At 43.5% G+C, this 26,336-nt stretch carries 21 protein-coding genes and 1 pseudogene; 18 read left to right on the forward strand and 4 right to left on the reverse strand.

Annotation, left to right across the window (positions count from 1 at the left end):
• Positions 1–266: 266 nt before the first annotated feature.
• From A372_RS0102735 to A372_RS0102815, 16 genes and pseudogenes are all read left to right on the forward strand, one after another.
• On the forward strand, positions 267–1,112 hold the full coding sequence (locus A372_RS0102735) for an STM4015 family protein (RefSeq protein WP_019419312.1): 846 nt from the start codon (positions 267–269) through the stop codon (positions 1,110–1,112).
• A gap of 2 nt (positions 1,113–1,114) precedes the next feature.
• Positions 1,115–2,332 carry an STM4014 family protein gene (locus tag A372_RS0102740; protein WP_019419313.1) on the forward strand — a complete coding sequence of 406 codons (1,218 nt, stop codon included), beginning with the start codon at positions 1,115–1,117 and terminating at the stop codon, positions 2,330–2,332.
• 19 nt (positions 2,333–2,351) lie between these two features.
• The gene (locus tag A372_RS0102745) at positions 2,352–3,137 is read left to right on the forward strand and encodes an STM4013/SEN3800 family hydrolase (RefSeq protein WP_019419314.1); all 786 of its coding nucleotides are present in this window, start codon (positions 2,352–2,354) and stop codon (positions 3,135–3,137) included.
• Between the two features lie 19 nt (positions 3,138–3,156).
• Entirely contained in the window at positions 3,157–4,533 is a 1,377-nt protein-coding gene (locus A372_RS0102750; protein ID WP_019419315.1) for an STM4012 family radical SAM protein, read from the forward strand.
• Entirely contained in the window at positions 4,530–5,387 is an 858-nt protein-coding gene (locus A372_RS0102755) for an STM4011 family radical SAM protein (RefSeq protein WP_019419316.1), read from the forward strand. Before A372_RS0102750 ends, A372_RS0102755 begins: the two co-directional genes overlap by 4 nt.
• A gap of 14 nt (positions 5,388–5,401) precedes the next feature.
• Positions 5,402–5,911 (forward strand): adenylyl-sulfate kinase, encoded by a 510-nt coding sequence (gene cysC / locus A372_RS33040; RefSeq protein WP_019419317.1) that lies wholly within the window; start codon positions 5,402–5,404, stop codon positions 5,909–5,911.
• A 12-nt stretch (positions 5,912–5,923) separates the two neighbouring features.
• Positions 5,924–6,670, forward strand: coding sequence for a class I SAM-dependent methyltransferase (locus tag A372_RS33045; protein WP_157259399.1), 747 nt, complete (start codon positions 5,924–5,926; stop codon positions 6,668–6,670).
• Positions 6,671–6,732: 62 nt separating this feature from the next.
• The gene (locus A372_RS0102770; RefSeq protein ID WP_237728480.1) at positions 6,733–7,578 is read left to right on the forward strand and encodes a stalk domain-containing protein; all 846 of its coding nucleotides are present in this window, start codon (positions 6,733–6,735) and stop codon (positions 7,576–7,578) included.
• A gap of 300 nt (positions 7,579–7,878) precedes the next feature.
• Positions 7,879–9,858, forward strand: a complete 1,980-nt coding sequence (locus tag A372_RS0102775; RefSeq protein WP_019419320.1) for an AraC family transcriptional regulator — start codon at positions 7,879–7,881, stop codon at positions 9,856–9,858.
• Between the two features lie 108 nt (positions 9,859–9,966).
• On the forward strand, positions 9,967–10,980 hold the full coding sequence (locus A372_RS0102780) for a FecCD family ABC transporter permease (RefSeq protein WP_019419321.1): 1,014 nt from the start codon (positions 9,967–9,969) through the stop codon (positions 10,978–10,980).
• Positions 10,973–11,971, forward strand: a complete 999-nt coding sequence (locus A372_RS0102785; protein WP_019419322.1) for a FecCD family ABC transporter permease — start codon at positions 10,973–10,975, stop codon at positions 11,969–11,971. The genes A372_RS0102780 and A372_RS0102785 overlap by 8 nt, the downstream gene beginning before the upstream one ends.
• 39 nt (positions 11,972–12,010) lie before the next feature.
• A pseudogene (locus A372_RS33050) lies at positions 12,011–12,774 on the forward strand (NAD(P)/FAD-dependent oxidoreductase).
• Positions 12,775–13,509: 735 nt separating this feature from the next.
• Positions 13,510–14,856, forward strand: coding sequence for a lytic polysaccharide monooxygenase (locus A372_RS0102795; RefSeq protein ID WP_026010857.1), 1,347 nt, complete (start codon positions 13,510–13,512; stop codon positions 14,854–14,856).
• A gap of 780 nt (positions 14,857–15,636) precedes the next feature.
• Positions 15,637–17,049, forward strand: coding sequence for an NAD(P)-binding domain-containing protein (locus A372_RS0102805; protein ID WP_019419325.1), 1,413 nt, complete (start codon positions 15,637–15,639; stop codon positions 17,047–17,049).
• Positions 17,050–17,083: 34 nt separating this feature from the next.
• Positions 17,084–18,013 carry a DMT family transporter gene (locus A372_RS0102810; RefSeq protein ID WP_019419326.1) on the forward strand — a complete coding sequence of 310 codons (930 nt, stop codon included), beginning with the start codon at positions 17,084–17,086 and terminating at the stop codon, positions 18,011–18,013.
• Positions 18,014–18,258: 245 nt separating this feature from the next.
• Positions 18,259–19,230: a glycerophosphodiester phosphodiesterase family protein gene (locus A372_RS0102815; RefSeq protein ID WP_019419327.1), complete on the forward strand. Its 972-nt coding sequence runs from the start codon at positions 18,259–18,261 to the stop codon at positions 19,228–19,230.
• A 223-nt stretch (positions 19,231–19,453) separates the two neighbouring features.
• On the opposite strand, the gene A372_RS0102820 is transcribed toward A372_RS0102815, so the two are convergent.
• Positions 19,454–20,077 (reverse strand): DUF2272 domain-containing protein, encoded by a 624-nt coding sequence (locus A372_RS0102820; RefSeq protein ID WP_019419328.1) that lies wholly within the window; start codon positions 20,075–20,077, stop codon positions 19,454–19,456.
• 710 nt (positions 20,078–20,787) lie between these two features.
• Between A372_RS0102820 and A372_RS35920 the strand changes: the two genes are divergently transcribed.
• Together A372_RS35920 and A372_RS37110 are read left to right on the forward strand one after the other, a co-directional pair.
• The gene (locus tag A372_RS35920; RefSeq protein WP_019419329.1) at positions 20,788–22,149 is read left to right on the forward strand and encodes a DUF885 family protein; all 1,362 of its coding nucleotides are present in this window, start codon (positions 20,788–20,790) and stop codon (positions 22,147–22,149) included.
• A gap of 19 nt (positions 22,150–22,168) precedes the next feature.
• Positions 22,169–22,333: a hypothetical protein gene (locus A372_RS37110; RefSeq protein WP_019419330.1), complete on the forward strand. Its 165-nt coding sequence runs from the start codon at positions 22,169–22,171 to the stop codon at positions 22,331–22,333.
• Positions 22,334–23,076: 743 nt separating this feature from the next.
• Here A372_RS37110 and A372_RS33065 read toward each other — a convergent pair.
• The 3 genes from A372_RS33065 to A372_RS39420 form a co-directional block, all read right to left on the reverse strand.
• On the reverse strand, positions 23,077–24,858 hold the full coding sequence (locus tag A372_RS33065) for a hypothetical protein (RefSeq protein WP_157259400.1): 1,782 nt from the start codon (positions 24,856–24,858) through the stop codon (positions 23,077–23,079).
• Positions 24,801–25,232: a hypothetical protein gene (locus A372_RS0102840; RefSeq protein ID WP_026010859.1), complete on the reverse strand. Its 432-nt coding sequence runs from the start codon at positions 25,230–25,232 to the stop codon at positions 24,801–24,803. Before A372_RS0102840 ends, A372_RS33065 begins: the two co-directional genes overlap by 58 nt.
• 591 nt (positions 25,233–25,823) lie before the next feature.
• Complete coding sequence (locus A372_RS39420; protein WP_083858717.1) at positions 25,824–26,144, reverse strand: NUDIX domain-containing protein; 321 nt, start codon at positions 26,142–26,144, stop codon at positions 25,824–25,826.
• Positions 26,145–26,336: the final 192 nt, after the last annotated feature.

Here is a 26,336-nt window from a genome sequence, read left to right on the forward strand (position 1 = left end):
AAAGTGATTCTTCATAGAGGGAAGGTTATTTTTACTTAGGGGCTAATGTACTTGTATTATTATTTTAATAAAACCCTGTCTGATTAGATTGGAACTCATTTGAATTAGTTATGTGCAATTTTGACTTTCACAGAAAAAGATACGGCTGTCTGGATCCCTTCCGCAAGGCAATTATTAGGAGGTGTTTATGAATTGGAAACATTTGATACTTACAAGTGTGGCTATTATAATGAAAAAGTTAGTATTCATTTTCAGGAGGTATTGTTATGTCCGAATGTAAACTATCTGTCGATTATGAGCAATACGAAGATGGTGTCAAGATCATAGATTTAATAGAGGAGCTTGCAGGCAAGGATGAGAGCTTGCAACTTGAAAGTCTCATAATCGGTGACTGGGGCGGCTCCTATGAGAGTGATTCTAGTGAAATTGTTGAAGCTTTTGTTCGGTTGAAAGACCGCTTTCCAAAGGTGAGAAGCTTATTTATTGGTGATATGTCTTCTGAAGAATGCGAGGTCTCTTGGATCAATCAATCTAACTTAGGGCCGATTCTATCTGCTTATCCTGAGCTTAGGTCACTCACCATTAAAGGAAGCACAGATCTTAGTCTTGATCCGGCTCACCACGACAAACTAGAGGAGCTTACTATTATTTGCGGCGGGCTTGGAAATGACGTCATTACTAACATAAGTGAAGGCAGTTTCAAGAATTTGAAGAAGCTGGAGCTTTATTTAGGGGTAGAGGAGTATGGATTTGACGGAAGTCTCGCAGATGTGCTCCAGTTGATTGAACCTGGAAAGTTCCCTCTGCTTTCCTATCTTGGGCTCAAAGACAGTGAAATTCAAGATGAAATCGCTATTGCAGTAGCCAATGCACCGATTCTTGATCAACTACATACGTTGGATCTTTCTATGGGGACGTTGACAGATAAGGGAGCTGAAGCACTTATCCATAGTGAAAAGATAATGAAACTGAAGCTGCTTGATTTAAGCTATCATTACATGTCGGATGAAATGATGAATCAATGGAAGCAGTCAGGCCTCAATGTAGATATCAGTGATCAACAGGATGCTGATGAAGACGAGGATTATCGCTATCCTTCATTGACGGAATAACGATGAAATCGATGATCATTATTGGCAATTCCGGTAATAGAAGAACAACCGGACTACAAGCGGCAAGAGCTCGGCTGGGGTTGCCCCCAGCTCTTGTTCTGGATTATTTTGATGTGTTGCAGGGACATGCATCCTTGAGTTCGGTTGCACAAAGCTTGGGGAAAACGTTGGATGAACCTCCATTGCTGCGGCTTGACGCGCCAGGGGAACATTTTGAAGTGGAACGTGAGCTTATTGCACTTGGCGCCCCTGATTCGGCCAACGCCCATATAGACGAGCGATGGCTTAGATATAACAAGAGCGTTGTTCAGCCTATCTCGGTAAGGATGGCCAAAGGGTTGAAGGAAAATAAGGGAGAGCTATATCATCCTTCCCAGTGGTTTCGTGGGTATTGCAAGCTGTTATCTCAACTGGACAGGGAGGCAACACAGCTGTGGAATACGCCACGATGGATGAATGCTCCCGAGGATATAGCCGCAATGTTCGATAAAAGGTATACTCACCAGATCTTATCATCAGCTGGATTACCGGTGCCTAGAAGATTAGCTGCACCGGAAGCCATACCGGATTACAATACACTTCGGGATGTTATGGCAAAAGAACGAACATATCGTTTATTTATTAAGCTAGCAACTGGTTCCGGGGCATGTGGTGTAATCGCGTATCAGGTAAACCCCGTTACAGGAGCAGAATCGGCCGTGACTACAATAGGTGTGGAGAACTATCTACGTAGACCTCCTATATTTTATAACGTAAAAAAGCTGGTGAACTATAAAGAACGTCAAGTCATTCGCCAAATTATCAACTGGTTATTGGGACATGGCGCTCATGTAGAGCAATGGATTCCAAAAGCGTCTTATCGGGATCGCACCTTTGATATTCGGCAACTTGTCGTAGCAGGTAAAGCTTGTCACAGTATTGCAAGGGTAAGCAAAACACCTATAACGAATCTGCATCTTGATAGTGATCGAATGAGCTTGGAGGAGATCGGCTTGTCTGACCATCTTCAAGCTAACGTACGACAATGCGCTGAACAAACGTTATCAGTATTTCCACGTTCTACGGTCGCAGGCATAGATGTATTATTGAGCAGTGGTTCCTATAGACCTTATGTACTGGACGTTAATCCGTTCGGAGATTTACTGTATCATAGTCATTATGAAGGACATGATCCCTATGAATGGGAAATGAGAATGGCTTCACTCTCTACAACTATCTAAATGGAAGAGGATCACCACGATGTTTAACATGAACGAAATTGTAGGCAGTCATGATATTCTGATGATTACGCTGGATACGTTGCGATATGACGCCGCTGTGCTGGAGGAAGAAAACTGTCCGAATTTGTGCGGGAGCGGGCATTGGGAAAAGCGACACACGCCGGGCAGCTTCACTTATGCAGCTCATCATGCTTTCTTTGGCGGATTTCTGCCAACTCCGGCTACGACAAATAAGGCAGAGCATGTTCGATTGTTTCATTCGAAAAATACGGGATTAAAGACACATCCGTATACATGGCAATTTGATACAACGGATATCGTATCTGGATTACAAGCTGTGGGCTACCGTACAATTTGCATTGGCGGAGTCATTTTTTTTACCAAAAAAGTTCCGCTAGCCAAAGTTCTTCCAAGCTACTTCCAAGAAAGTTATTGGCGGATGACCTTTGGGGTTACGAATCAACGCTCTACTGAGCATCAGGTGAACCATGCCATCAAGCTGCTGCACAATTCGGATCAGACAGAACGCCTGTTTCTGTTTATGAATGTATCAGCGATTCATGGACCCAATCATTATTTTGTACCAGGAGCAAAAAAAGACTCCATAGAGACACAGCGCGCGGCACTTCGATATGTTGACGGTGAACTTGGTCGATTATTTCAGGCGTTCAGAGAACGAGAACGGCCTGTATTTTGCATGGCGTTCTCTGATCATGGCACCGCCTTTGGTGAGGACGGCTACAGCGGCCACAGGCTTGCGCATGAGGTCGTGTGGAACGTGCCTTATCGCGAATTTATATTGTAAGGTGAGAGGAGGGAACATGATGAGCCATACGGTCTACCCTAATTACAAGGATATCATCCAGAATTCGGAGGCTCTGCGAAGTTGGAAGGAAAACCTCACATCAGAGCCTTACCGGTCTTATCTATACGCTTATCCACACAAAACCTCCTATCGAGAATTAGAGAGGAAGCTGCCGCTTTCCGAACTGTGGCGCCAGGAAAAGGCAGATTCACTCTTTTTATATATGCACATCCCGTTTTGTGGAGCACGCTGCGGCTTTTGCAATTTATTCACGTTGCCTGACAAGAGAGCCGACGTACATACCCATTATGTGGATGCTTTGGAGAGACAAGCTGCACAATGGGCTCCACTCATACCGAATAAGCCGATTGCTAGATTTGCTATCGGAGGCGGTACGCCGACTTTACTCGAACCTGCCCAGCTGGATCGGTTGTTTCACATTGCTCACAATGTGATGGGTATGAATCCAGCCCAAGCTTCCATCTCGGTAGAGACATCACCCGAGACGATAACCACCGAACGCTTGAATATTTTAAAAAGCAGGCAGGTGGATCGGGTCAGCATGGGTATTCAAAGCTTCGTAGAATTTGAAGCGGACGCGATCTATCGTCCCCAAAAGCCGCAGGAAGTCGAAAGAGCTCTGAGACAGCTCAAGCTGTATCAATTTCCGATCCTTAATCTGGATTTGATTTATGGCCTTCCCGGTCAAACGCTTGATTCATGGATCTATTCGCTGGATAAGGCGTTGTCTTATGATCCAGAAGAGTTATTTATTTATCCGCTATATACTCGTGAACACACGATTGTAAAGCCAGAGCAGATAAGACAGAGTGGTGAGGATCAGAGGGTGAGCTTCTATCGTGCGGCGCGGGATCGGTTGCTTGCACATGGATATACCCAGTACTCTATGCGCAGATTTGCCAAAGCGGATGCTATTTCGAAGAAATCATTGCTTCCTTATGGTTGTCAGGAGGAGGGCATGATTGGACTTGGCTGTGGCGCACGATCTTACACAAGAACGGTTCATTACTCCTCGCGATACAGTGTAGGTCGTTCAGCTACAGCAAGCATCATTGCCGACTACGTGGCTTCAGTCGACTACACCCATGCAGATTATGGCATTGTATTAAGCAAGGATGACCAGCAGCGACGCTTTATACTAAAAGCACTGCTCCATACGGAAGGCTTGGCATTGAGCAGCTACCCAGAGCGATTCGCAACATCAGCTCTCCTCGATTATCCTGAGTTGAATCTGCTTGTGCATACGGATCTTGCTGCTATAGAGCATGAGGTGCTGCGTCTGACGGATGAAGGGCTTATGTACTCCGATTCTATAGGAGATTGGTTCATTTCTCCGGATATACGGGCGCGTATGGAAAGCTGTGTACTATCATGAAAGCGACGATTTATTTCCGTGGAAGCTTGAGTTCATGCAATTATGACTGTCCTTACTGTCCTTTTAGCAAGAACACGGATAATCAAGAGACATTGGCGAAGGATGAGCTGCAGGTGCAGACATTTGTCGACTGGGTCAGGAAGCAAGAAGGAAGCGGGCATCAGCTGTCCGTGTTTTTTAACCCATATGGTGAAGGGCTTACGCATCGTTGGTACAGGGAAGCTATGGTTAAGCTGTCCCACATGCAGCACGTTCATAAGGTCGCTATACAAACCAACTTATCCTCTAAGCTCGATTGGACGGGCGATTTGAATCCGGTTACGGCTGCATTCTGGGTAACGTACCATCCTGGGCAGACGAAGGAAGAACGATTTTTACAGCAATGCGGCAAGCTTTATGAACAAAAATTACCGTTCAGTGTTGGCTGTGTCGGTGTGAAGAGCGCGTTCAACTCCATTTCTTCATTAAGGAAGGCACTGCCTGATGATATTTATATGTGGGTGAACGCCTACAAAGATAAACCAGAATACTATTCTGCCGAGGATACAGCATTTTTGACCGATATGGACCCCTATTTTGTCCTTAATGCCAGGGATTACGAAAGTATGGACAAGCCGTGCCGTGCCGGGAGAAATGTGTTTTATGTCCAAGGAGACGGGCGCGTAAAGCGTTGCTATAAGGATCGTCAAGTAATCGGAAATTTGTATAAAGATGGGCTTGATGGAATTTCTAAAGAACGCCCGTGTCGTATGAGGCAATGTGATTGTTATATAGGCTATATCCATATGGAAGAGCAGCCGTTCGATTCTATTTACGGAGAACGCGTACTCGAACGGATCGCAATATTATCATAAAGGGGAACTATGCATTGGTAGGAACGGCAATATGGTTAACAGGGATTCCAAGCTCTGGTAAAACGACAACGGCGTTAGCTTTGTCAGCGGCTCTTCAGGAAAAAGGCATTAGGGTTGAATGCTTGGACGGCGATGAACTTAGACAAATGGTAGGACGAGAGCTTGGATTCAGCAAAGAAGATCGAATGGAGAATATTCGACGTGCCGTCTATATTAGCAAGCTGCTGAACCGCAATGGCATTACGACGATCATCTCCATGATTGCACCCTATTTAGAAATGCGGGCCTATGCGCGAGCAGAGCTGGAGCCATACGTTGAAGTGTATGTGCATTGTCCATTAGAGGAATGTGTGCGCAGAGATGTGAAAGGCTTATATGCAAAAGCAAGAAAAGGCGAGATAGCATCATTTACCGGTATTTCTGATGTCTATGAACCGCCGGTGCATCCAGAAATCACGATACATACGCACATAAACAGTGTGGAGTCTAATGTGAGTCAAATTTTGGAGTACTTGATGAAATAATGAAAGGAGAGAATGGCGTTGATTGAACATAGCAATCTTGAAGAATATCAAGATCCGGTAAATTACGATCTTGAATTTGGCGGCGAAAAGGACAAATATCAATTCTATCTTGAGCTTGCTAGATCGAGTCCTGGAGAAGTGTTAGAACTTGCTTGTGGTACAGGCTTAACAACGATACCCCTATCGAAAGCCGGCATTACAATGACCGGTATAGATATCTCTTCGGAGATGCTCGCATATGCGCGGTTGAAGGCGGAAGGGTTGACTGTTACTTTTATAGAAGGCGATGCCCGTACCTTCGAATCGGACAAGCGATTTTCGATGATCTATTTGACTGGTAATGCATTTCAGGCATTCTTAAGTGATCAAGATCAAATCGATTTGCTCACGACCGTTCACAAGCATTTACAACCCCATGGAATCTTTGCATTTGAGACTCGTAATCCGGAGGGAACGGATTTATCCGATCAAGAGGAGACAGAATGGGGATCATTTATTGATAAGGATGGGAATAACGTCAAGGTATCAGGCACACAATGTTACGATGCTAGTCAACAAATCATGCATTGGGTCACGATGCGTGATTGGGGTTATAAGCGAACAACTTCCCGAATTGCTTGTCGGTTCACGAATCAGAATACGCTGCATTCTTTATTAACCCGTCACGGCTTTCGCGTCGAACATCAATATGCTGACTGGGATAAAACGCCGTTCTCTCCGTTATCTTCATCGATCATTAGCGTTTGTAGGAAAGATTAGGAGAGACATACTGCATTTGTAGCATCAATAAATTATAGTTAGAGGGTGAAAATACTGTGAAAATGAAACATTGGAAACACGCAGTTGCCATTATCGTTATCATGTCAGTGCTTCTACCGCTGGGAGTTCAACAATCCGATGCGGCTGCCAAATACGTCGAGCTGGAATCGCAATGGGAAGACGGCCGTATCACTCATAGTGAGACGCTTCTTAAGGACGGAGTAACATACGGAAATTTTTTCACGCTGGGCAGCGATTCAGGTCTGGTTTGGGGGATGGAAAGTGACAATACGGCGGTTTTGAAAAGGGATAAGAAGCGCATTGTTGTACACATGGGAAGCAGAATGGCCGAAGTAGATGGTCGACAAGTGGATATGGGCAGAGAACCTGTATGGTATATTAGTCACCTTTATGTGCCGATTAGATTTCTCGCATCGGCTTTGGACGGGGAAGTGGCCAATCGAGACACGAAGACGGGGAAGATAACCGTGACGGGACTCAACAATTATACGGATACTTTTTATGGCAGTGCGATGGGATACAACTATATGATTCGAGCAAAAGGAGATCTGGAGATTACGAATGTGTATACGGGACAAAAGAATTCGATTCCGTTAGGCTTAAAGGACATTAATGTGAATACTCATCATCTCACCGTGAACTTCAAGTGGACTGACAAGAATCTACTTATCGTAACAATTGAATATGCGAATCGAAAGAGTGGAGACCATGATCTGTTTGCGTTAGTATTCAAGGATCAAGGGCTGATTCGCAAATCCGTTGCTCACGGGTTAAAGGAGCAGCATGAAATCTTGAAGTCAGACGGTACAATTCAACTCATTGATGACAAAAATATACGTATTATTGAGGATGGAACCGGCAATGTACTTGAAGTGATTGCTCGATAAAATGGCTCTATGCAGTAACAAATAACTCCGAACTTTGTGCCGTATGACAATCCAGTCATATCGGCACTTTTTTTGATTAGAAGCGTTTTATAACAGGCAATTGCAAACATTTATAAACACATTACATTATCGAAAAATGATGCAGAAACAAAGAAAGCGTGACAGATAGACTAGGCTTATTGAAGGATTTGCCGCTAGAAAAGAGTAATGCAATTATCATTGCAAATGATAATCAATATCATATATCATGGGGGTATAAATCTTTCAACACAGAGTGAAAGTGAAGGGGAGAGCAAGACGGTGAAATTGAATGATCAAGCTTTACTATGGAACCAAGCATTCATCAAGATTATAGATGTACGGCATACAATAATGAAGCAAGGCGAGGAGTTGCATGCGTACAGAATGCCCTCAAGCGCCTTCTTATATGTAATTAGAGGCAGCGCACAGCTCCAGCTGGACGGCATTGCACACCACGTCAGCCGGTTTTCCTTGATTCATGGAGGCAAGGGAGTCTATCTTGATATTACTGCGGATGAGCTCCTGGACTATTATATGATTTTATATAAAGCGTTGCTGGCGCTACCAGCCCGTCAAGAAACGGTCAAGTTGATGGAGGAGAACAATCCGTTTCAAATGCAATATGTATTCAAGCCCCATTACCCGATCTCCGTCTTCCATCATGTCGCCGCCATGAGCAAGGAGTGGCATCAATCGGATTCAATAAAGAAACTTCAAGTTAAAGGGATTTTTTATCAAATGGTCTATGAAATACTAGAGCAGATGGAACGACAGAATGTCATAGCCGTCAAGCCTGACCTTGTAGCCCAAGCGGTACGCTATATTCATGAGCGCTATCGGGAGCCGATTACGCTTGAGACGCTGCTTGAACACCTTGATTGCAGCTCCAGACAGCTGCTGCGCGTCTTCAAGAAGCAAGTTAGAACGAGCCCGATCGATTATTTGATTCAATTACGGATGAGCAAGGCGAAGCATTTGCTTCTGTCCACAGATTTCACCTTGAAGGAAATTGCAGAGAACGTAGGCTATACCGACAGCTATTATTTTAGCCGTATCTTCAAGAAATACGAAGGTGCTTCTCCTACTAGCTTTAAAGAAGCTGCTTTGCAGCAGGAGCAGCGTCGAAATAATCCATCCATCGTGTTCAGATCTCCCATTGTTGCTAGAAGGCAGCAGCGTTATATTGATAACGAGGTTGAGAATCATTATCAATATAAGAGAGAAGGGGTATTACCGATGTATCGTAAGTCGAGAACAGCAATGGCAGCAACCTTATTATTTTGTTTCACCCTCTTGTTGAGCGCATGCACGACAGGGGGAACGAACGCCACATCAGCTAACAGTGGCTCGCCCAGTAGTAACGTAGCAGTTTCCACAAGTCCGGCTGCAAGCCAGGCGCCGGATGCAGGCAATGAGACAAGAGTAATTAAGCATGCGATGGGGGAAGAAACGCTAACCGGTACCCCTGAACGTATTGTTATATTGACCAATGAAGGAACGGAGGCGCTGTTGGCAGTCGGTATCAAACCGGTCGGAGCCGTTCAGTCTTGGATTGGCGATCCTTGGTACGACCATATCAAGCAAGAGATGGAAGGGGTCACCGTTGTCGGAGACGAGCTGCAGCCGAATCTCGAAATGATCGCGAGCCTCAAGCCGGATCTGATTATCGGCAATAAGGTCAGACAGGAGAAAATCTACGACCAATTAAAGCAGATTGCTCCAACGATATTCTCCGATGATCTGGCGGGAGATTGGAAAATCAATTTCAAGCTCTACTCTGAAGCTGTAAATAAGCAGGAAGAAGGAGAGCAAAAGATGGCGGCCTTCGATAAACGTGTCGCGGAAGTCAAAGCAAAGCTTGGCAGCAAAGCAGAAACGAAAGTATCGGTAGTTCGCTTCTCTGCCAAACAAGTTCGTATCTATCAGAAGCAAACGTTCTCCGGTGTGCTCTTGAACCAATTAGGCATTGCACGGCCAGAATCGCAGGATAAAGATTCCTTTATTGAAGTCATGTCCAAAGAGACGATACCTAGCATGGACGGCGATGTGCTCTTCTACTTCGTATCGGAGGCTCCGGGCAAGAACGATGCCGCGAAGGTTGTGGAAGAATGGAAAAAAGATCCCCTGTTCCAAAACTTGAATGTTAGCAAGAACAACAAGATTATTCAAGTCGATGAAGGCATTTGGAACTCGGCAGGCGGCTATGAAGCGGCTAATCTGCTGCTGGACGAACTTGTTAAGTACTTTGATGTAAAATAATTAAGTCATATCGAATCGACAAGCTGACGCTGTATTCGCGTCAGCTTGTCGACGGTTCTGGCAGTTTAGTTGTTAGGGCTGCCAATGAAGAGGAGGCTCGGTGCAAGCATGAATGGTTCTTCCCTAACGCGAAGCAGCAAGCGAAAGCTCGCCGGCCTAGCTGTCAGCGCGATCCTGCTGCTGATTAGTATGTTGTGCAGTGTATTGTACGGTCTTCATAACTTCGGGTTGAAAGACTTGTGGCAGGCTTATAGTCATTTCGACGGCTCCAACGAGCATCTTATTCTGACGACGGCTCGCGTTCCCCGAACCTTGGTTGCGGCTCTGGTAGGAGCAAGTTTAGCCGTAGCAGGGGCTATTATGCAGGTTCTGACAAGAAATCCGCTGGCTTCGCCATCCGTCTTCGGCGTAAATTCGGGCGCAGTACTATTTATTGTCATCGGGCTGCTCGCATTCGGCTCATCGTTAACGATGAGCGGTATGGTCTGGCTAGCTTTTGCAGGCGCGGTCGCAACATCGGCGGTCGTCTATACACTAGGCCTGCAAGGAGGCGGGTTCGAGCCGGTAAAGCTGACCTTGGCAGGCGCTTGTATGGCAGCTTTCACTTCTTCTATTACATCCGGCATTATTCTCATTGATAAGCAGTCGCTTGAATCTGCGCTATTCTGGATGATCGGCTCCGTGGAAGGAAGAGATTTGGAGCATTTGCTCATGGTACTGCCTTATATGGTTATAGGGTTAGCGATCTCATTACTATTGGCGGGCTCGTTAAATATTATGGCGCTTGGAGACGATAGCGCAAGAAACTTGGGACAGCGGTTGATCCTGGTGCGAGTGCTGTCGGCTGCGGCAATCGTACTACTTGCTGGGAGCTCGGTAGCAGCAGCTGGTCCGATCGCTTTTGTCGGGCTTATCGTCCCTCATTTATGCAGATACATCATTGGGCATGATTTCAAGTGGCTGCTTCCTTATACCGCACTAGTCGGCGCGATCCTTCTGGTGACTGCAGATTTAGCATCACGCTTTATTCTGGAAACCAAAGAAGTTCCGGTAGGCGTCGCAACGGCGATTATCGGAGTTCCCTTTCTGATCCATGTGGCCCGGAGGAAACAGCATGCTTAATCCGCGTACAACGAAATATACGTTCATGTTTATCACTTTAACTTTTATCGTTGCTGCCTTGTCGCTTCTTAGTTTATCGGTTGGAGGAGTTGGTGTTCCTCTGAAAGAGGTGCTTGCTTCTCTTGCCGGGCGAAATGCGGAAGCCAGCAACCTGATCATTATGCAGTTCCGTCTGCCTCGAATAGCAGCCGCTATTCTCATTGGCGCAGCATTGGCAGTAGCCGGCGCGCTATTGCAGGGCGTCATTCGCAATCCGCTCGCTTCGCCCGATTTGCTTGGTGTAACGGGTGGTGCGTCGGTAGCTGTGGTTGCCTTCATGACTTTCGTGACCGGCTACAGCATTCACTGGGTACCGTTCATTGCCATTGGCGGCGCGTTGGTTACTGCTACCATCAATTATGTGCTTGCTTGGAAAAAAGGTGTGTCGCCGTTCCGGTTGGTGCTGATCGGCATTGGTATTTCAACCGCTATGGGGGCGCTCACCACGTTCCTGCTCATTAGCGGGCCGGCGTATTTGGCAGCGCAAGTGCTGAATTGGATGACGGGGAGCATCTATGGTACCAATTGGGCTTATATCGAAGTGCTCTGGCCGTGGGTGGCGGTATTCATTCCTTTGTCCCTGCTGCTAGCGAAGGAATTAAATGTGCAATCCTTAGGCGAGGATGTCGCTCGAGGGCTTGGAAGCAAGCTTCAGCTGAGTCGGATGATTCTCTTATTTTATAGCGTCGCCCTTGCCGGGGCAGCGGTTGGTGTAGCCGGTACGATCTCGTTCATCGGATTAATGGCGCCGCATATCGCCAGGAGGCTTGTAGGAAATACTTACAAGCTGATCATCCCGGTATCCGCATTTATAGGTGCGATTATTCTACTGCTGGCGGATTTGGCAGGAAGAGTGCTTTTTCAGCCGCTGGATATTCCGGCTGGCGTATTCACAGCAGGCATTGGCGCTCCTTTCTTCATGTACTTGCTATTTAAACGTAAGAGGACTTAGCTCATCTTTCATCGCAGAGAGAGATAGAGGAGGGAAATAATGGAACAGAAATTGGAACTGTATGACGTAACCATCATCGGTGGAGGGCCGGCGGGTCTGTATGCTGCCTTTTACAGCGGAATTCGCGACATGAAGACGAAGCTGATCGAGGCGAGAACGAAAAGGAAAATCTCTATTATACCGTTACGGAATTGGATAGTTTTCGCGGGAAAAGAGTCCTAATTTCCGGAGGCGGGGATTCAGCTGTCGATTGGGCTAATGAACTAGTGGAAATCGCTTCATCAGTTACACTCGTGCACCGCCGGAACCGATTCGGCGGTCTGGAGCGGAATGTGAGGCGGATGAAGGCATCAGACGTTCAAGTTCTTACGCCATATGCCATTACGGATTTATACGGGGACGGCAAGCGCCTTGATGCTGTTTCGATCGCGCCATTAAATGCGGACGGAGAATGGACGGATGAAACGGAGCAGGAGCGTCTCTCGGTGGACGCCGTTTTAATTAATCATGGGCTGCGCGGTGATCTCGATCCTATGGTAAATTGGGGATTAGCGAGAAAGGATTGGAGTTTTAATGCGGACGAGAAGTTGGCAACCAATCTTCCGGGTGTGTTCGTGGCTGGAGATACGGCTAATTACGGCAGCAAGCTGTATCTTATTGCCGGAGCTTTCACGGACGCGGCTTTAGCCGTGAATAGCGCCAAAATGTATATCGAGCCGGATGCGCCAACAAGAGCACAGGTTTCCTCGCATAACAGCAAGTTTGATGAGAAGAACAGGGCGTTCGAACTTGTAGAGGATTGAAGCTGAGGAATGGCTTACGCTTTAGAACCAAAATAAATATATGTCAGGAGACAAGAGCATCGTTCTATTAAAAGTCGCTAGTTTAGTGACTTTTTTGTTTTAATGATATAAGTTCTTGTCCCGAGCTGAGGACAAGAACTTGTATTCATAGCCGATTAGATACCTGCATAACAAATAAAAGCGGTATTATTTAAGACTTATTGTTCAAAGGGAAAATCCTTTAAAGAAGAGTGCTAGTTCATGACACTCCGCTAACACGACTCCAATTGTGACGAAACTCTATTATGCTTATCTGTATAAATTTCTCCATATTGAGACATGATTCCAATCCCCTCTATGCTTTACCCATAGGCGTACTTAATTAGTCTTGATTCCTACATAGTTGCGTGCTATGAATGTCAGCATTCATCAGCAGTTTACTAGCTGATTCTATATAGTAGAGCAGAGTTGCTCACGCTTAATTTCCCCTTCTCACGAAGATTTCCAACCCGCTTGTTTACGCTTCTCACCATGTGATTAGGTATTGTTTTTCATGACTTTGTACGAGTATATAAGCTCTATGGAGTTTGTATAAATCGGTTTAAAAAGGAGCGGATGCCCGCACGTTAACGGTTATGAACAGCTTTGGCAGGATCATATTCAAGAGAGGAGGCAGCTCAAAAGATTGAGACAAAGATGGTGCCAAAATCGAAAGGCACATCATGACCAAACCAAATCATGGGAGGTAATGTGATGATGTTTCAAACCCGTTTGGATTCCCGTTTCATCCTGCGATTAATGCTGATTGGCGGCGGATTGCTGCTCATATTCGCTTGTATGTTCTCGGTCTCGAAGACCGTGTCAGCCCACGGATATATTAATGATCCAGCCAGCCGCGCGATCCAATGTAAAAACGGATTAAATACCAACTGCGGCCCGATCGTCTATGAGCCTCAGAGCCTGGAGGGGCCGAAAGGTTTTCCTGCTGCAGGACCCCCTGACGGCAAAATCGCCAGCGCCGGCCTTGCCGGCTTCGCTCCGCTTGACCAGCAATCAGCTACGCGTTGGAACAAGGTGAGCATGAAGAGCGGCACCAACAACTTTACTTGGAATTTTACCGCTCGTCATGCCACGACAAGCTACCGTTATTTCATCACCAAGCCGGATTGGAATCCCAATGCACCGTTGACCCGCGCCCAGTTTGATCTGACACCGTTCTGCTCGATTAACGGCAATGGCCAGCAGCCGCCAGCCACGTTAACCCAAACCTGCAATGTGCCGCAAAGAGACGGTTACCATGTTATCCTCGGCGTGTGGGATATCGCGGATACCCAAAATGCCTGGTACATCGTCATCGATGCCCAATTCGGTCCTGGCGACAGCATTGCGCCTACGGCGCCGACTAATTTGGCCGTCAGCAACGTTGGCACAACGATGGCTACGCTGACTTGGGGAGCCTCGACAGACAACATTGCCGTCACGGGTTATGAAGTGTATAACGGTGCCAATGTCATCGCCACTGTTCCTGCAAATCAGACGAGCGCCAATCTCACCAATCTCTTAGCAGGCACGACTTATAACCTAGCTGTGAAGGCGTTCGACGCTTCCGGCAATCGGTCGCCGCTCAGCAATAATGTCCAGTTTACGACCACGCAGTTGCCGATTGACGTGACGCCGCCGACCAATCCGACAGGCCTGCATGTGATGGGCACTCCGACGTCGACGTCAGTCACGTTGATGTGGAATGCATCCACTGATGATTCCGGCATCGCAGGTTACCGGATTTACAACGGCAACACGGTGATCGCTACCGTCATTGGAACGGCAACCGAGAAGGTCGTTACCGGTTTGTCGCCGAACACGCAATATACGTTTACGGTTCGCGCTTACGACCCGTCGAACAACGAATCTGGCAACAGCAATGCCGTGACGGTGTCGACGCCTGACGGTCCGAGTGCAACGCCATGGGCTCCAAATACCGCTTATGCGGTCAATGCGCTTGTATCCTATAACGGCAAGGTGTACAAATGCATCCAGAACCATACCTCCTTGCCGGGTTGGGAGCCGAGCAACGTGCCCGCGCTCTGGCAGCTACAACCGTAAACCCAGGCTTTAGAAGAGCAGGAAGCCCGCCGCTTGCAAGGAGCGGCGGGCTTATTTTATGGTCGAATCGATCGGATGTAGGAGTTGCAAGAGCGCGGGCGTCACTTTGTAGAGCTAGTCGAGACGCTGCGTCAGTCAGAGGGAAAGGATTGAATAAGACATAAGCGTTTTCCAGGGTACCCTGATTGCCAGCATATATGGCTAACGGGTAACGATAGTTCAAAGACAACAGCGGCAGTCTAAGACTTAGTTTTTCTAGTCTTGGTTCGCCGCTGTTTGATTTTTTCTCCAGTCTAAAACTAAATTATCGCTGGACAATTATAACTACATGCTGGTGCCGAACAAAACAAGTGGAGCGATACGTTGCTGTAACTGGTGAATTCGGCAGGCGGGCGCTATTTGATTCCAACCATAGTAGTTCCTTAATTTAGTGGATAGCCTTAAAAAAAATGTTTAAATTTTTTAAAATAACCCTTTACATAATATAGGGGGGTAGGGTATATTGATTGTAAAATTAAGGAGGTGAGGCCATGTAGATGACTTCAGAAAGTATTAATGAAAATTGTTGGAATCCCATCAATGCTACTCATAAGACGGTGCAAGAAGAAAAAGCCACCATTCAGATAAAGTAAAAATAATTTAACAACGAGATTAAATCGAATCGAAGGGAATTCGAGGAATAAAGGATTAATTGAATAAGAGGTGTTCTAGATAACATTCAAGATCAATTAACGATTAGTTCAGAAGATAATAAGTCATATATTGAAAGTGGTGGAAAATATGGGTTTGGAAGCTCTAGAAGAACAAGTCAAAAGGGATCTTTCTTATCTTGCATTTGGGGGAGAGGACTGGGTATGCCGGGCCCATCATCCTGAGGGGCATGTCTACGATGCCGTGATTATAGGAGGGGGCCAGTGTGGCTTAGGTGTGGCCTTTGGACTTTTGCGTGAAAGAATATCTAATATCCTTGTCATCGACGAAAACGTTGAAGGATATGAAGGGCCATGGGTAACTTACGCTCGTATGATGACATTGCGTACTGCTAAACATTTGATATCCATTGATCTTGGAGTTCCTTCTCTGACATTTCGCTCCTGGTGGGAAGCGCAATTTGGACCACAAAGTTGGGAAGGCATCGATAAGATTCCACGGAACGATTGGATGAACTATTTACGTTGGTATCGAAAGGTTCTTAACTTACCTGTTGTTAATGAGGTAAAGTTGAAGCTTATTGAGCCTGCAGGGGAAAATATTTATCGACTGCATATTGAAGAAGCGGGAGCATCATCTCATACATTACTGGCCCGCAAGGTTATCTTAGCTACTGGTATTCAAGGCGGAGGGGAATGGCACGTACCATCTATGATTTCCGAATCATTACCCCGTCATCTCTATGCACACACCTCAGAAGACATTGACTTTAAGGCCCTAAAAGGCAAGAAGGTGGCCATTTTAGGCGGTGGAGCCTCGGCTTTTGATAATGCTAATTTTGCATTATCTGAAGGTGTAGGTTCGGCTCATGTGTTTGTTCGCCGCACGGAGATGCCACGTATTAACCCAATGCGACAAATGGGGGTGTCAGGTCTAATTGAACGTTTCCATGTTCTATCTGATGCTGACAAATATTCTGTTATATCCTATTATTTAAAGCATCAACCTCCTACTAATGACACATTTGAACGTGCAGCTTCACACCCTGGCTTTCAATTACACTTAGGTACACCATGGCTTGACGTACAGCATGAAGCTGAAAAAGCTGTGGTCACGACTCCACAAGGTAAGTTCACTTTTGATTTTTTAATCATGTCCACCGGTCTTGTGACTGATCATTCTTTACGTCCAGAGCTTAAGCTGTTTGAACCTCATATTGCACGTTGGGACGACTATTATCATGCACCTGCTGAGACAGCCAACCATAAGCTTGATACTTATCCTTACCTTAGCCCTGGCTTTACGTTCACATACCGTGACAAAAAGGATGCAAAGCTTCTTCATGGGCTTTTTGTTTTTAACTTTTCAGCTATAGTTAGCTGTGGTATCTCGGCCTCTTCGCTCCCTGGAATGAGATATGGGATACCTAGACTCGTCTCAGCTGTAGCAGACCAACTGTTCGCTGATAATCGGGAGGAGATTCTGAATAACTACTATTCTTATAATGAAGCTGAATTTGTTGGAGAATGTACAATGACTTAGTTTCCTATTCAACTATTGAAGGGAGGATAGGAAATTGGGGAAGGTCTTTACAAAATCGACGTGTGCCTTACTATTATTAGTCTTTATTTGGGGTGGAAGTTGGCCAATTTATAAAATGGCTGTGCCTTATACGCCCCCGTTATTATTTGCAGGTATGCGTACAGTAATTGGGGGCCTTATCCTTGCAGCTCTCATATATAAAATGAGGGACAGGATCAAATGGCGTAAAAATTGGTCGAAATATTGTATTTCAGCATTCTTTAATACGATTCTCTTTTTTGGGTTGCAGACAGTAGGGCTTAGTTATTTGCCAGGAGGATTGTTTTCCGTGCTTGTCTATTTTCAGCCCGTTCTGCTTGGATTGTTTGCTTGGATTTCGCTTGGAGAGTACATGTCGCTGTTTAAAATTATGGGTATGATTATTGGATTTATTGGAATTGTAGTTGTCAGTGTGGACGGATTAACCGTTCATGTATCAAGCATTGGTGTTGTCTTAGGGTTGCTTGTGGCATTTAGCTGGGCACTTGGTGTGGTTTATGTGAAGAAGGTGAGCAGCGAAGTAGATGCTTTCTGGATGGTGTCTTTGCAGTTTATAATTGGTGGAGTTATTCTAATAGGTACTGGGACCATTGTTGAAAACTGGTCAGCAATTGAATGGAATGGTGAGTACCTTTTTGGACTCGGATACGGCTCCACTTTCGGCATTCCACTGGCCTATATCATTTACTACAAACTTATTAATGCTGGAGAGGCAAGCAAAGTCGGGACATTCACGTTTCTTGTACCGATCATTGCCGTAATCATCAGTACGGTGTTTTTAGATGAACCGGTAACTTACCGCCTTGTCGTAGGGCTGTTATTAGTAGGTGTAAGTATTTATTTCGTGAATTATCGCGGGAAAAAGGTGAATGCTTCATTATTTAATAGAGCGCAGGAAAAATGTAATACGAAAGATGTCAGATGACAAGAACGTATATGCTTAAAAGCCGCGTAGAAGCGGCTTTTTTATTTGTTTGTTGAATGATTCAATAATATTCGGTGAACATATGCTTGTGTCACTAAACTATAGAGAAAAAGATTTGATTTTTCAGATAATCGTTATCTAGATTACATTTTTATACATTGAACTGTATTAAAAGTTCTAATACTCTTATAAAAAGGATATGACATTGTAAATTCATTTTAAAGTAAGAAAAGAAAGGATAACCAATGAAAAAAAGAAAAAAGAAAAAGACATATATCATTTTGGGGGTAACCCTTTTGGTTGTTATGGTTTGGATGAATAATACGAGTCTATTTTATTCGAAAGATACAAATTATAAGATTCTAGCTCATAGAGGGTTGGCTCAAACCTTTGATATTTCAAAGGTAGAGTATGATACGAATACAGCTGAAATCATTTATCCACCTGAGCACCCTTATTTAGAAAATACAATTCCTTCTATGAAGGCAGCATTTGATAATGATGCTGACGTAGTGGAATTAGATATTCAGTTAACGAAGGATCATCTATTAGCTGTTTTTCATGATTTTACTTTAGAGTATAGAACAAATGGTAAAGGTGAAGTCAAAGATTATATAATGAACGAATTGAAGAAACTAGATGTCGGCTATAGATATACGGCTGATAATGGAAAGAGCTATCCGTTTCGTGGCAAAGGCATTGGCATGATGCCAAGCTTAGATGAGGTGTTTGCAGCTTTTCCGAATAAAGAGTTTTTAATTCATGACAAAGATGGAGATATGGAAACAACAAAAGTATTGTGGGATTCTTATTTAAGTAAAATGTCTAAGAATCAATTAGATAAAATAACAGTTTATGGTGATGGAGACAGCGAAGGATTTAATTATTTACGTTCAAAACATGCAGAGTTGAAATTGTTAACGAAAACAATGATGAAAAATGCACTTTTAAAATATGAATTATTAGGTTGGACGGGATATATTCCGAAAGAATTGCATAGTATGGAGCTACATTTGCCTTTAAATTATGCGAAGTTCTTATGGGGTTGGCCAAATAAATTTATTGATAGAATGGAGTCTGTCAACACGCGAGTCGTAATCGTAGAGGGAAATGGTAAATGGTCAGAAGGATTTGATACAAAAGAAAGTCTTGAAAAAATTCCAGCAGGATATCAGGGCTATATATGGACAAATAGGGTTGATAAAGTTACTAAATGATTTAATTCATCAAAAATAGTTGATTCTTCATTATAAGGAATCGTACTTCTTATGTTATTAAAGGGCAGCATTCCTATAGTGAATAGACAAAAATCCCATCGCAAAGAACCTGATGGGATTTTTATTATGGGTTCGGGAGCGATAGGCTAAGAGATCGCGGCAAAATTCATACGATTGCACGGCCCTTGGATCTCCTGAGAACCACAAACCGTCTATATACCGGCTATATATTGATCCGCACAATTGCGAAATGAGAGTTTTCTCCACCAGTTGAATTGACAAATCCATTATCATTGAGCGGGAAAGTTTTTTGCTTAACAGAATCTGATACATTTCCGCCGATGACTGTTATGTCAGAAGAGCTTACACAAATAACAATGTCACCATGCGTCTCTTTAGAAATAAAGTCGTTCCACGTTGCACCGCTTCCATTTCTACTCTTTACTACAATATCACCTTCTTGTGGTCTTACCTCATTAATAGCGAAAGCCCAGAAGGGATTACTTTCACTATTTATTTGTCGATTAATCTTGGCGGGTGCAGTATAGCGCCAATGTGCGGCCGGATTTCCGAATTCATTCCGATAATTTGATTCGTCATGGACCTTGCCAAAACGATCGCCTCCGCCTGCCTGAGTGACAATCCACGAGATAAAGGCAGCGCTCCAAGTACTTTCTGGAATTGTTATATATTCTGGTACCGATACATCCTTATAAACACCTTGTTGCCAATATTCACGTATCCGTGCTGGCATATCATATTCCTTTATGGTTCCTTTATTCCAAGTCACTTCGAATTCCTGCTTTGCAAGATGGATCATTTGCTGCCTTACGTTTTCCCAGCTCAAGCTTATCTACTCCTAACTACTACTGGAATAAGATTCCAAGTGTCCAAATTAACGACTTTCCGTCACCCTTGGATAGTATCCCTCAATCAACCCGCAAGCTATTCATGATAATTGGTTAAGAAAAATAATGAAGCGGTTGCCGCCCATTTACGAGATCATTCACACCAATTTTAGAAAACAGCCTGAGGCGATTACGGCATTTCCCGGCTATCGGCACGGAAGAAGAGATGACGGGCAAAAGCCGCGTAGCTTGCCGGGTTGTGTATCGCATCGTCTGCGATCATCTCATTGTAGCTTCTGGCGCATGCTATTACAGTAAAAACTAACATCATGTCAAGCTTGTTAGACACTAATCGCGAGGATTTACATCTTTTATTCGAAGGAATCAAGGAGGTCTATCCACTTAAGGCTTTGAGAATTTTGAACATACCGGCATGAATTACATTAGTAAATCGGAATGGAAAGTGATCCTGAACCATTGGTCTATACTAGCAATCAGTAACCCATCCAGCGCTGAATTTATTGATTATGTAGGTCGATGGGTGGCAGCAACATTAGAGCATGTGGATGAAATTGCTATCGAAGGGGATTTGTAATATCTGAAACTAAAGGGGATAGAGGCGCTGGATGTTGGGCACTGATTCCAGTGTTTTTTATGTGATACAATAAGGAAAAGGGGAGAAGTTGGAAATTAGGGACGGAGGGAAAGCTTGCTTACGTGGAATAGCGATGTATGGGGAAAGCTGACAGGGCCGTACAGTTCTGCAGTAAACGTACCTGTGTTATTGCAGCAGCTAATGCAGCAATATAGTCAGGAGATTTTTGATGAACTCTTTGAAGAGTTCTTGTACCATCAAAATACGATATATACGGCCACATATGCAGCAATGCCTTTTTTGGCACAAATAGCATGTTCTACATCTGATGCTGAAGTGCGCAAAGAGCTGTTTGTAAATTGCGGTATAATCGAGGCAAGCCGTGATGGGCACGATGAAGAGCCATTTCCAGAATCTTGGGCTGAACTGGCTGAAGATGTAGGCAGCTCTGTCTGTACTGAATTGTATCGTGAATATGTAGAGGCCATTGGGAAACTCAAGTCGCTTACTAAGGAAGTATTCACCTATACGGCCCGTCATTCCATCGATGAGACGGAGAAACGTTTTATTCTTGTTGCGGATGCCGCTTATCGAGGTTCGTATATGCTTGCCAATATGTTGATGACTTTTATTAACGGTGATGAGTATGTGGGCGTGTGTCCGGCCTGCGAAAATGATGTATTCATCTGGCCTCATGTAGATAATTCTGTAGAAATCGAAATACTTCAAGCCTATGAACAAGATCCCGTCTTTCACACTGATCAGGAGTCCCATGTAATCGTCCCGGTCACGTCATTTGCAGATGAAGAAATACGAACATTCCCGGACCATCCCATGGACGTGCGGGCGTATTCGGCTCTTTTCGCATCGGCAGGTGGAATGTATATCCCCTTATCTATAGATGGTGATAGGAGCGGGAGATTTGTCATTCCGCTCGAAAACCCGACCTCCGAAGAAATGGTTAAAATGCTTGCGTTGCATGAGGGTATTCCGGGACATCATTTTCAACTTTCGATTCAATATGATCAACCAACCATTCCATTAATCCGCAAAATAACGATGACACCTGGATACGTAGAGGGATGGGCGGTCTATATGGAAAGCTTATCCGCGGAGAAGGGCTTGCTTGATCGGAACACGGTACTAATCCGTTTGGTGGACCTTTTCATAGGTACAGTGATAGATACGGGTATCCATGGGCTGAAGTGGACAAGAGAACAAGCTAATGAGTATCTGGTGAGTATCATCGGAACGGGGAGCGATGCTTTGATCGACAGTGTCATTGCCTATCCAGGACAAAAAGGAAACTATGCGATCGGATCGGAGCAATTCCAATCCCTTCGAGAGAAGGCGAAAAGTGAACTCGGGGATCGCTTCGATATCAAGGCATTTCATTCCGTTCTTCTTCGAAACGGTACTATGCCATTTCCGATATTGGAGCAGCAAGTGAATCAATACATCAAATCCGTCAAATAAAAGGAGAGCAGACCCCGGTATGATTAAACGCACGCTAGTACGAATGACGATATGGAACAGCACGGTCGTATTTTGCTTGCTCGTCATACTGGGGGGAGCGTTATACGGGTTGGCGCATTATCGGATCTATTCCGACATTGACCGTCAGCTAGTAGAAATAGAGGGGATCATGGAGCGGGTCTAGGGCTATCGATCGCGCGTTGGATCGTCGATCAACATCAAGTTTGTTACAAAAATTGAAAAAAAGGAACGTGTAGATATTCTGTTCGAAGATGTAGATTCTAAATGTAGTAATAGAAGAACGAGAGATGTTAAGTATAGACCATTCATGCCTCAACACGTGGCAATGATGATTTATAGTGATCCAGATAATCAGAAACTTCAAGAAGAAGCAAAATATGTTGAACGCTATGTGCGTCGACTTATGTAGGGCAATTAAAGTAGCAGCAAGAATAAAGGGTGGTCTTCAATGTTCTGAAGTCCATCCTTTATTGCATGTAGGGGAAAATGGGAAGCTAATCGGCAAACCATACAAGTTCTTGTCTTTTAACCATATATGTTCTTGTTTTCCGACAAAACTGACCAGCATAAAACGTAAAAGAAGTCTGACAATGAATAACAAACAATGAAGTTTAAGTTTAGCTATGATTCTTGAAAGGAGATTGTACACAGGAATGTCGTCAACTTCTTGTCATCCGACATCAGATTATAGAAAGATAGGCTGGCAAGGGTTTAATTAGATTTTTAGACATATGTACAAAATACGGGTTTTGTGAAACAGTGTTGTCCTTTTACTCCAAGTTCAAGTGACCGGTTCTTCTTCTTGTCGTACGATGCTTGAAGCCATTCTAGTTCATTTGTTTGAGTAGATACGGATAAGGTGGCTTTAAAGAAACGAATATTTTTGTCTTATAACTTATGAGTATTTTATACAGGGCTCTGCAAGAATATATTAGTATCTCCCAGAATCTCTTCTTTTGACATGTCATAACGAAATGCCCCAGAAACCTCTAACCATTTATCGTAATGAGCAGTTGAAGTACCTCCGATAATTTGTTTCTCGCCTAGCATTGTCCAAACTATTCTAAGTTTGTTTTGGTGCAAATATTTCACGAAATCTTTTTTACGCACTAATAAACAATTCAAACCATTATGATTTACACTTGGATCTAGGCATATTACTTGATTCTCCTCATTTAGTAATTCTCCTTCACGAGTACTTAACTTCATATTCATACCAGTAAATATACTTTTACATGGTTTCAGGTAACTAATAGACTCTGTTTTGGAGCAATCATAAGGTTCTTCCCACAAGAAGTTAAGCGTTGTTATCATTACATTTCCTCTACTTACACCATTTTGATCCGTTACTTTCTGCCACTCGCCTCCTCCATAATAAGGTTGCTGATGAAATTCGAAAGCTGGTGACCAATAGTATTCGCGACTAAACATTTTATATTGACTTTCAGACTCAGGCATCCATCTCCCCATAAAGTGTTCACCTGAAATCCAGTTAAAAAATGTTTTATGCCTGTTTAATGGTACTAAGTAGCTCCGTATTTGATACCACAAGTGTTTATGTGGAGTATCCCACTTTTCTTCTCCTAATTGGACTGGTTCTGACCACTGAGGATAAGATTCCAGAACCATCCACTCTTCCCCAGTTTGATCTTTTACGATCAACATCTTTTTAGGATCTGGAAGATCATCGCCTTGTTGAACCCATGTTTTTTTTGGTTGATCCCAATTAGTATAAGGGATTTCAAACCACCAATTCGAATTTGCTTGATATGAATCATTTTCAGTTCCTTTATCCTGAATAAGCATTGTAGGGTCTATATCCCTTACGTATGGCTCCCAAGGTCCACAAAAGTGTTTGCGTTTTTCTTGGCCCCACTCTGAATCATCATATAACATAAAATGATCTGAAACTTTTGCTAATAGTTCATAGAAAGCAATCCATTGATATTTTTTACCTAACCGTTCTGGTTTACGCTCTCCTCTACCATAGAATGACTGTTTTGCACTTCGATCAAATTTGCCATGTTTCTGTACATCATAACCAAGATCAAAAATCCGTTTGACAGCAAGATGACTAAGAACTTCAGTATCGAGATCCCTCCATGGTCTAAAACCACTTTCAAAAACATACCGCCCGAAGTCACCATACGATCCGCCCTTCGCTACTCTCATTGAGTTTAGAATGGTATTTTGGCTCCAATAATGATCTTTAAATTCAACAGATTGATAGTCAAATTTCAAAGCGTCAATTTCTGATGTAGATGGTAATGTATCGTCCCACTCACTTTTATATGGGGGACGAATTTTCTTTTCGTCAATCAGTGGTTTAAAACCTAAATGCAGTGTGTACTCTATTACCCCTCTCGCATAATCCCTCATTAAAATATGTGGGTACACAAGTTCGTGGTTAAAAACCTCAGTATAGATGTAATCGCTCAAGCCAGTTAAGTTGGTTATTTCATTTGTTCGTAAAGTACATCCATAGGCTACAGCATATATTCGCTCCAAAATGTACGGATCATTTACAGATTTGAATTTTTTCAACAGTTGAACTAAAACACTAATTCGGTTTTGTAATATGCTAACTAGTGCCTTTGTGGCAGAATCACGTAGAAAACGATTCGAACTAGTTAGAAACCAGGAAAGAGTGATTGCTGACAGTAAAATTGCTTGGCGTAAGCTTTCCATCCCTTCTCTTTTGCATTCCACTTATCCATAAACCACTGTTGGTCTGGTATCCTTGGATCCTGACGATCTAGAGGAATGCAAATAATATATTTTACTAAGTTTGGATGAGTATTGATCGCTCTTTTCAGTGACTTATCTAACTGGCTCCATTGACTATCTCCCATAGTAAGAAAGTACTTGGCTTGCCATCCATACTCGTTTTCATTGTCCAACTTACAGTATGCTTCAACTCCACCATCAGGAGCACCAGCTCTTCTAAAATCAGCTTTTCCTGGTATTACTTCTTCGTTAGCTAATTGACATACCAATTCCTCAAATGCGCTATTTTGCGAATTATTGAATGATCTAATATTTAGCCAACTTATATTAAACATCCGAACACTCCTTCTTGTATTGTCTGACACTAGTTTCCTTTATTATCATATCACATAACCAATATATCCTAATTCAAAGTATCAGAATATGAGATATGGATTAAGAATATCTACAGCCATTCTTGGAGGCGAGTTTCCGCCAAGCAAAAGGGTAACTTTGTGTCGTTTAACACCATTCTTTTTAAATAAAAAAATAAGATATGATGTGTCACATCATATCTTACAAAAAAACTAGTTGTCAGCAGAAAATAAATTATTAGACTAGATGCCTATGATCTAAGCGACTTATCAAACTATTATAACGTCAGATTCTATATAATAAGTTTTAGACTGACTGGTAAAACGTACAAATACCCATAGTGCTTCAAACGACTTTTACTTGTCACTTTCTATCTCAATATAATCCTTAGTGTCAGTAGAAAATAAAGTATTAGACTAAGTGCCTTTATTCCATGCGACTTTTCGAATTGTCATACCACCAGACTCCATAAAATAAGTTTTAGACTGACCTGAGAAATAGGAACAGCTACAGCTAAGAACGAGAAAATAAAGTCCTAGACTGCCGCTGTTCCATTGAACTAATGTGCACCGTTAGCTTAATGCTATTTGTTCGATATACTGTATCAAAAACTCTTTATCTTCGGGAAAGGAAAATTGCAGTTCTTTTAGCTGCTCAGAGGCTTTCCAGGCAATTTCATTAATAAGACCATCGGGGTCATGGATTGTTGGTTGTCCGTCTAAAATCTCAATCTCGAAATATGTTACATGGTATTCAACTGGACCAAATGCCCATGACTTACCCTTTAAATCTTTGACGATTTTACATCGGTAACCTGTCTCCTCATAAACCTCCCTAATACAGCATTTTTCCAGGGTTTCTTCTTGTTCTTTCCCCCAGATGGCAATAAAAATCCCTCAGTTGCATTCATATTATTCACCTTTTATAGTTGTCTTATCATCCTGTATGATCCAGGAAACTTAAATGATCAATGGCGCATTAGTTAGGGCTTTCATGGTTGTCTGGGTGAATTAGATTTCCCTTCATAGATGTCTATTGTTTATGAAACGGTATTTCTACACCCTCATCAATAAAGATTCCTTCAG

The organism is Paenibacillus sp. OSY-SE (assembly GCF_000283315.1).
Classification (GTDB): Bacteria; Bacillota; Bacilli; order Paenibacillales; family Paenibacillaceae; genus Paenibacillus_B; species Paenibacillus_B profundus.

Excerpts from the sequence above, each read along its gene's own strand:
- A372_RS0102735 (WP_019419312.1), top strand. The coding sequence starts at position 267 with ATGTCCGAATGTAAACTATCTGTCGATTATGAGCAATACGAAGATGGT.
- A372_RS0102740 (WP_019419313.1), top strand. The coding sequence starts at position 1,115 with ATGAAATCGATGATCATTATTGGCAATTCCGGTAATAGAAGAACAACC.
- A372_RS0102745 (WP_019419314.1), top strand. The coding sequence starts at position 2,352 with ATGTTTAACATGAACGAAATTGTAGGCAGTCATGATATTCTGATGATT.
- A372_RS0102750 (WP_019419315.1), top strand. The coding sequence starts at position 3,157 with ATGAGCCATACGGTCTACCCTAATTACAAGGATATCATCCAGAATTCG.
- A372_RS0102755 (WP_019419316.1), top strand. The coding sequence starts at position 4,530 with ATGAAAGCGACGATTTATTTCCGTGGAAGCTTGAGTTCATGCAATTAT.
- A372_RS33045 (WP_157259399.1), top strand. The coding sequence starts at position 5,924 with ATGGCGTTGATTGAACATAGCAATCTTGAAGAATATCAAGATCCGGTA.
- A372_RS0102770 (WP_237728480.1), top strand. The coding sequence starts at position 6,733 with ATGAAACATTGGAAACACGCAGTTGCCATTATCGTTATCATGTCAGTG.
- A372_RS0102780 (WP_019419321.1), top strand. The coding sequence starts at position 9,967 with ATGAATGGTTCTTCCCTAACGCGAAGCAGCAAGCGAAAGCTCGCCGGC.
- A372_RS0102785 (WP_019419322.1), top strand. The coding sequence starts at position 10,973 with ATGCTTAATCCGCGTACAACGAAATATACGTTCATGTTTATCACTTTA.
- A372_RS0102795 (WP_026010857.1), top strand. The coding sequence starts at position 13,510 with ATGTTTCAAACCCGTTTGGATTCCCGTTTCATCCTGCGATTAATGCTG.
- A372_RS0102805 (WP_019419325.1), top strand. The coding sequence starts at position 15,637 with ATGGGTTTGGAAGCTCTAGAAGAACAAGTCAAAAGGGATCTTTCTTAT.
- A372_RS0102815 (WP_019419327.1), top strand. The coding sequence starts at position 18,259 with ATGAAAAAAAGAAAAAAGAAAAAGACATATATCATTTTGGGGGTAACC.
- A372_RS37110 (WP_019419330.1), top strand. The coding sequence starts at position 22,169 with ATGATTAAACGCACGCTAGTACGAATGACGATATGGAACAGCACGGTC.
- A372_RS33065 (WP_157259400.1), bottom strand. The coding sequence starts at position 24,858 with ATGGAAAGCTTACGCCAAGCAATTTTACTGTCAGCAATCACTCTTTCC.
- A372_RS0102840 (WP_026010859.1), bottom strand. The coding sequence starts at position 25,232 with ATGTTTAATATAAGTTGGCTAAATATTAGATCATTCAATAATTCGCAA.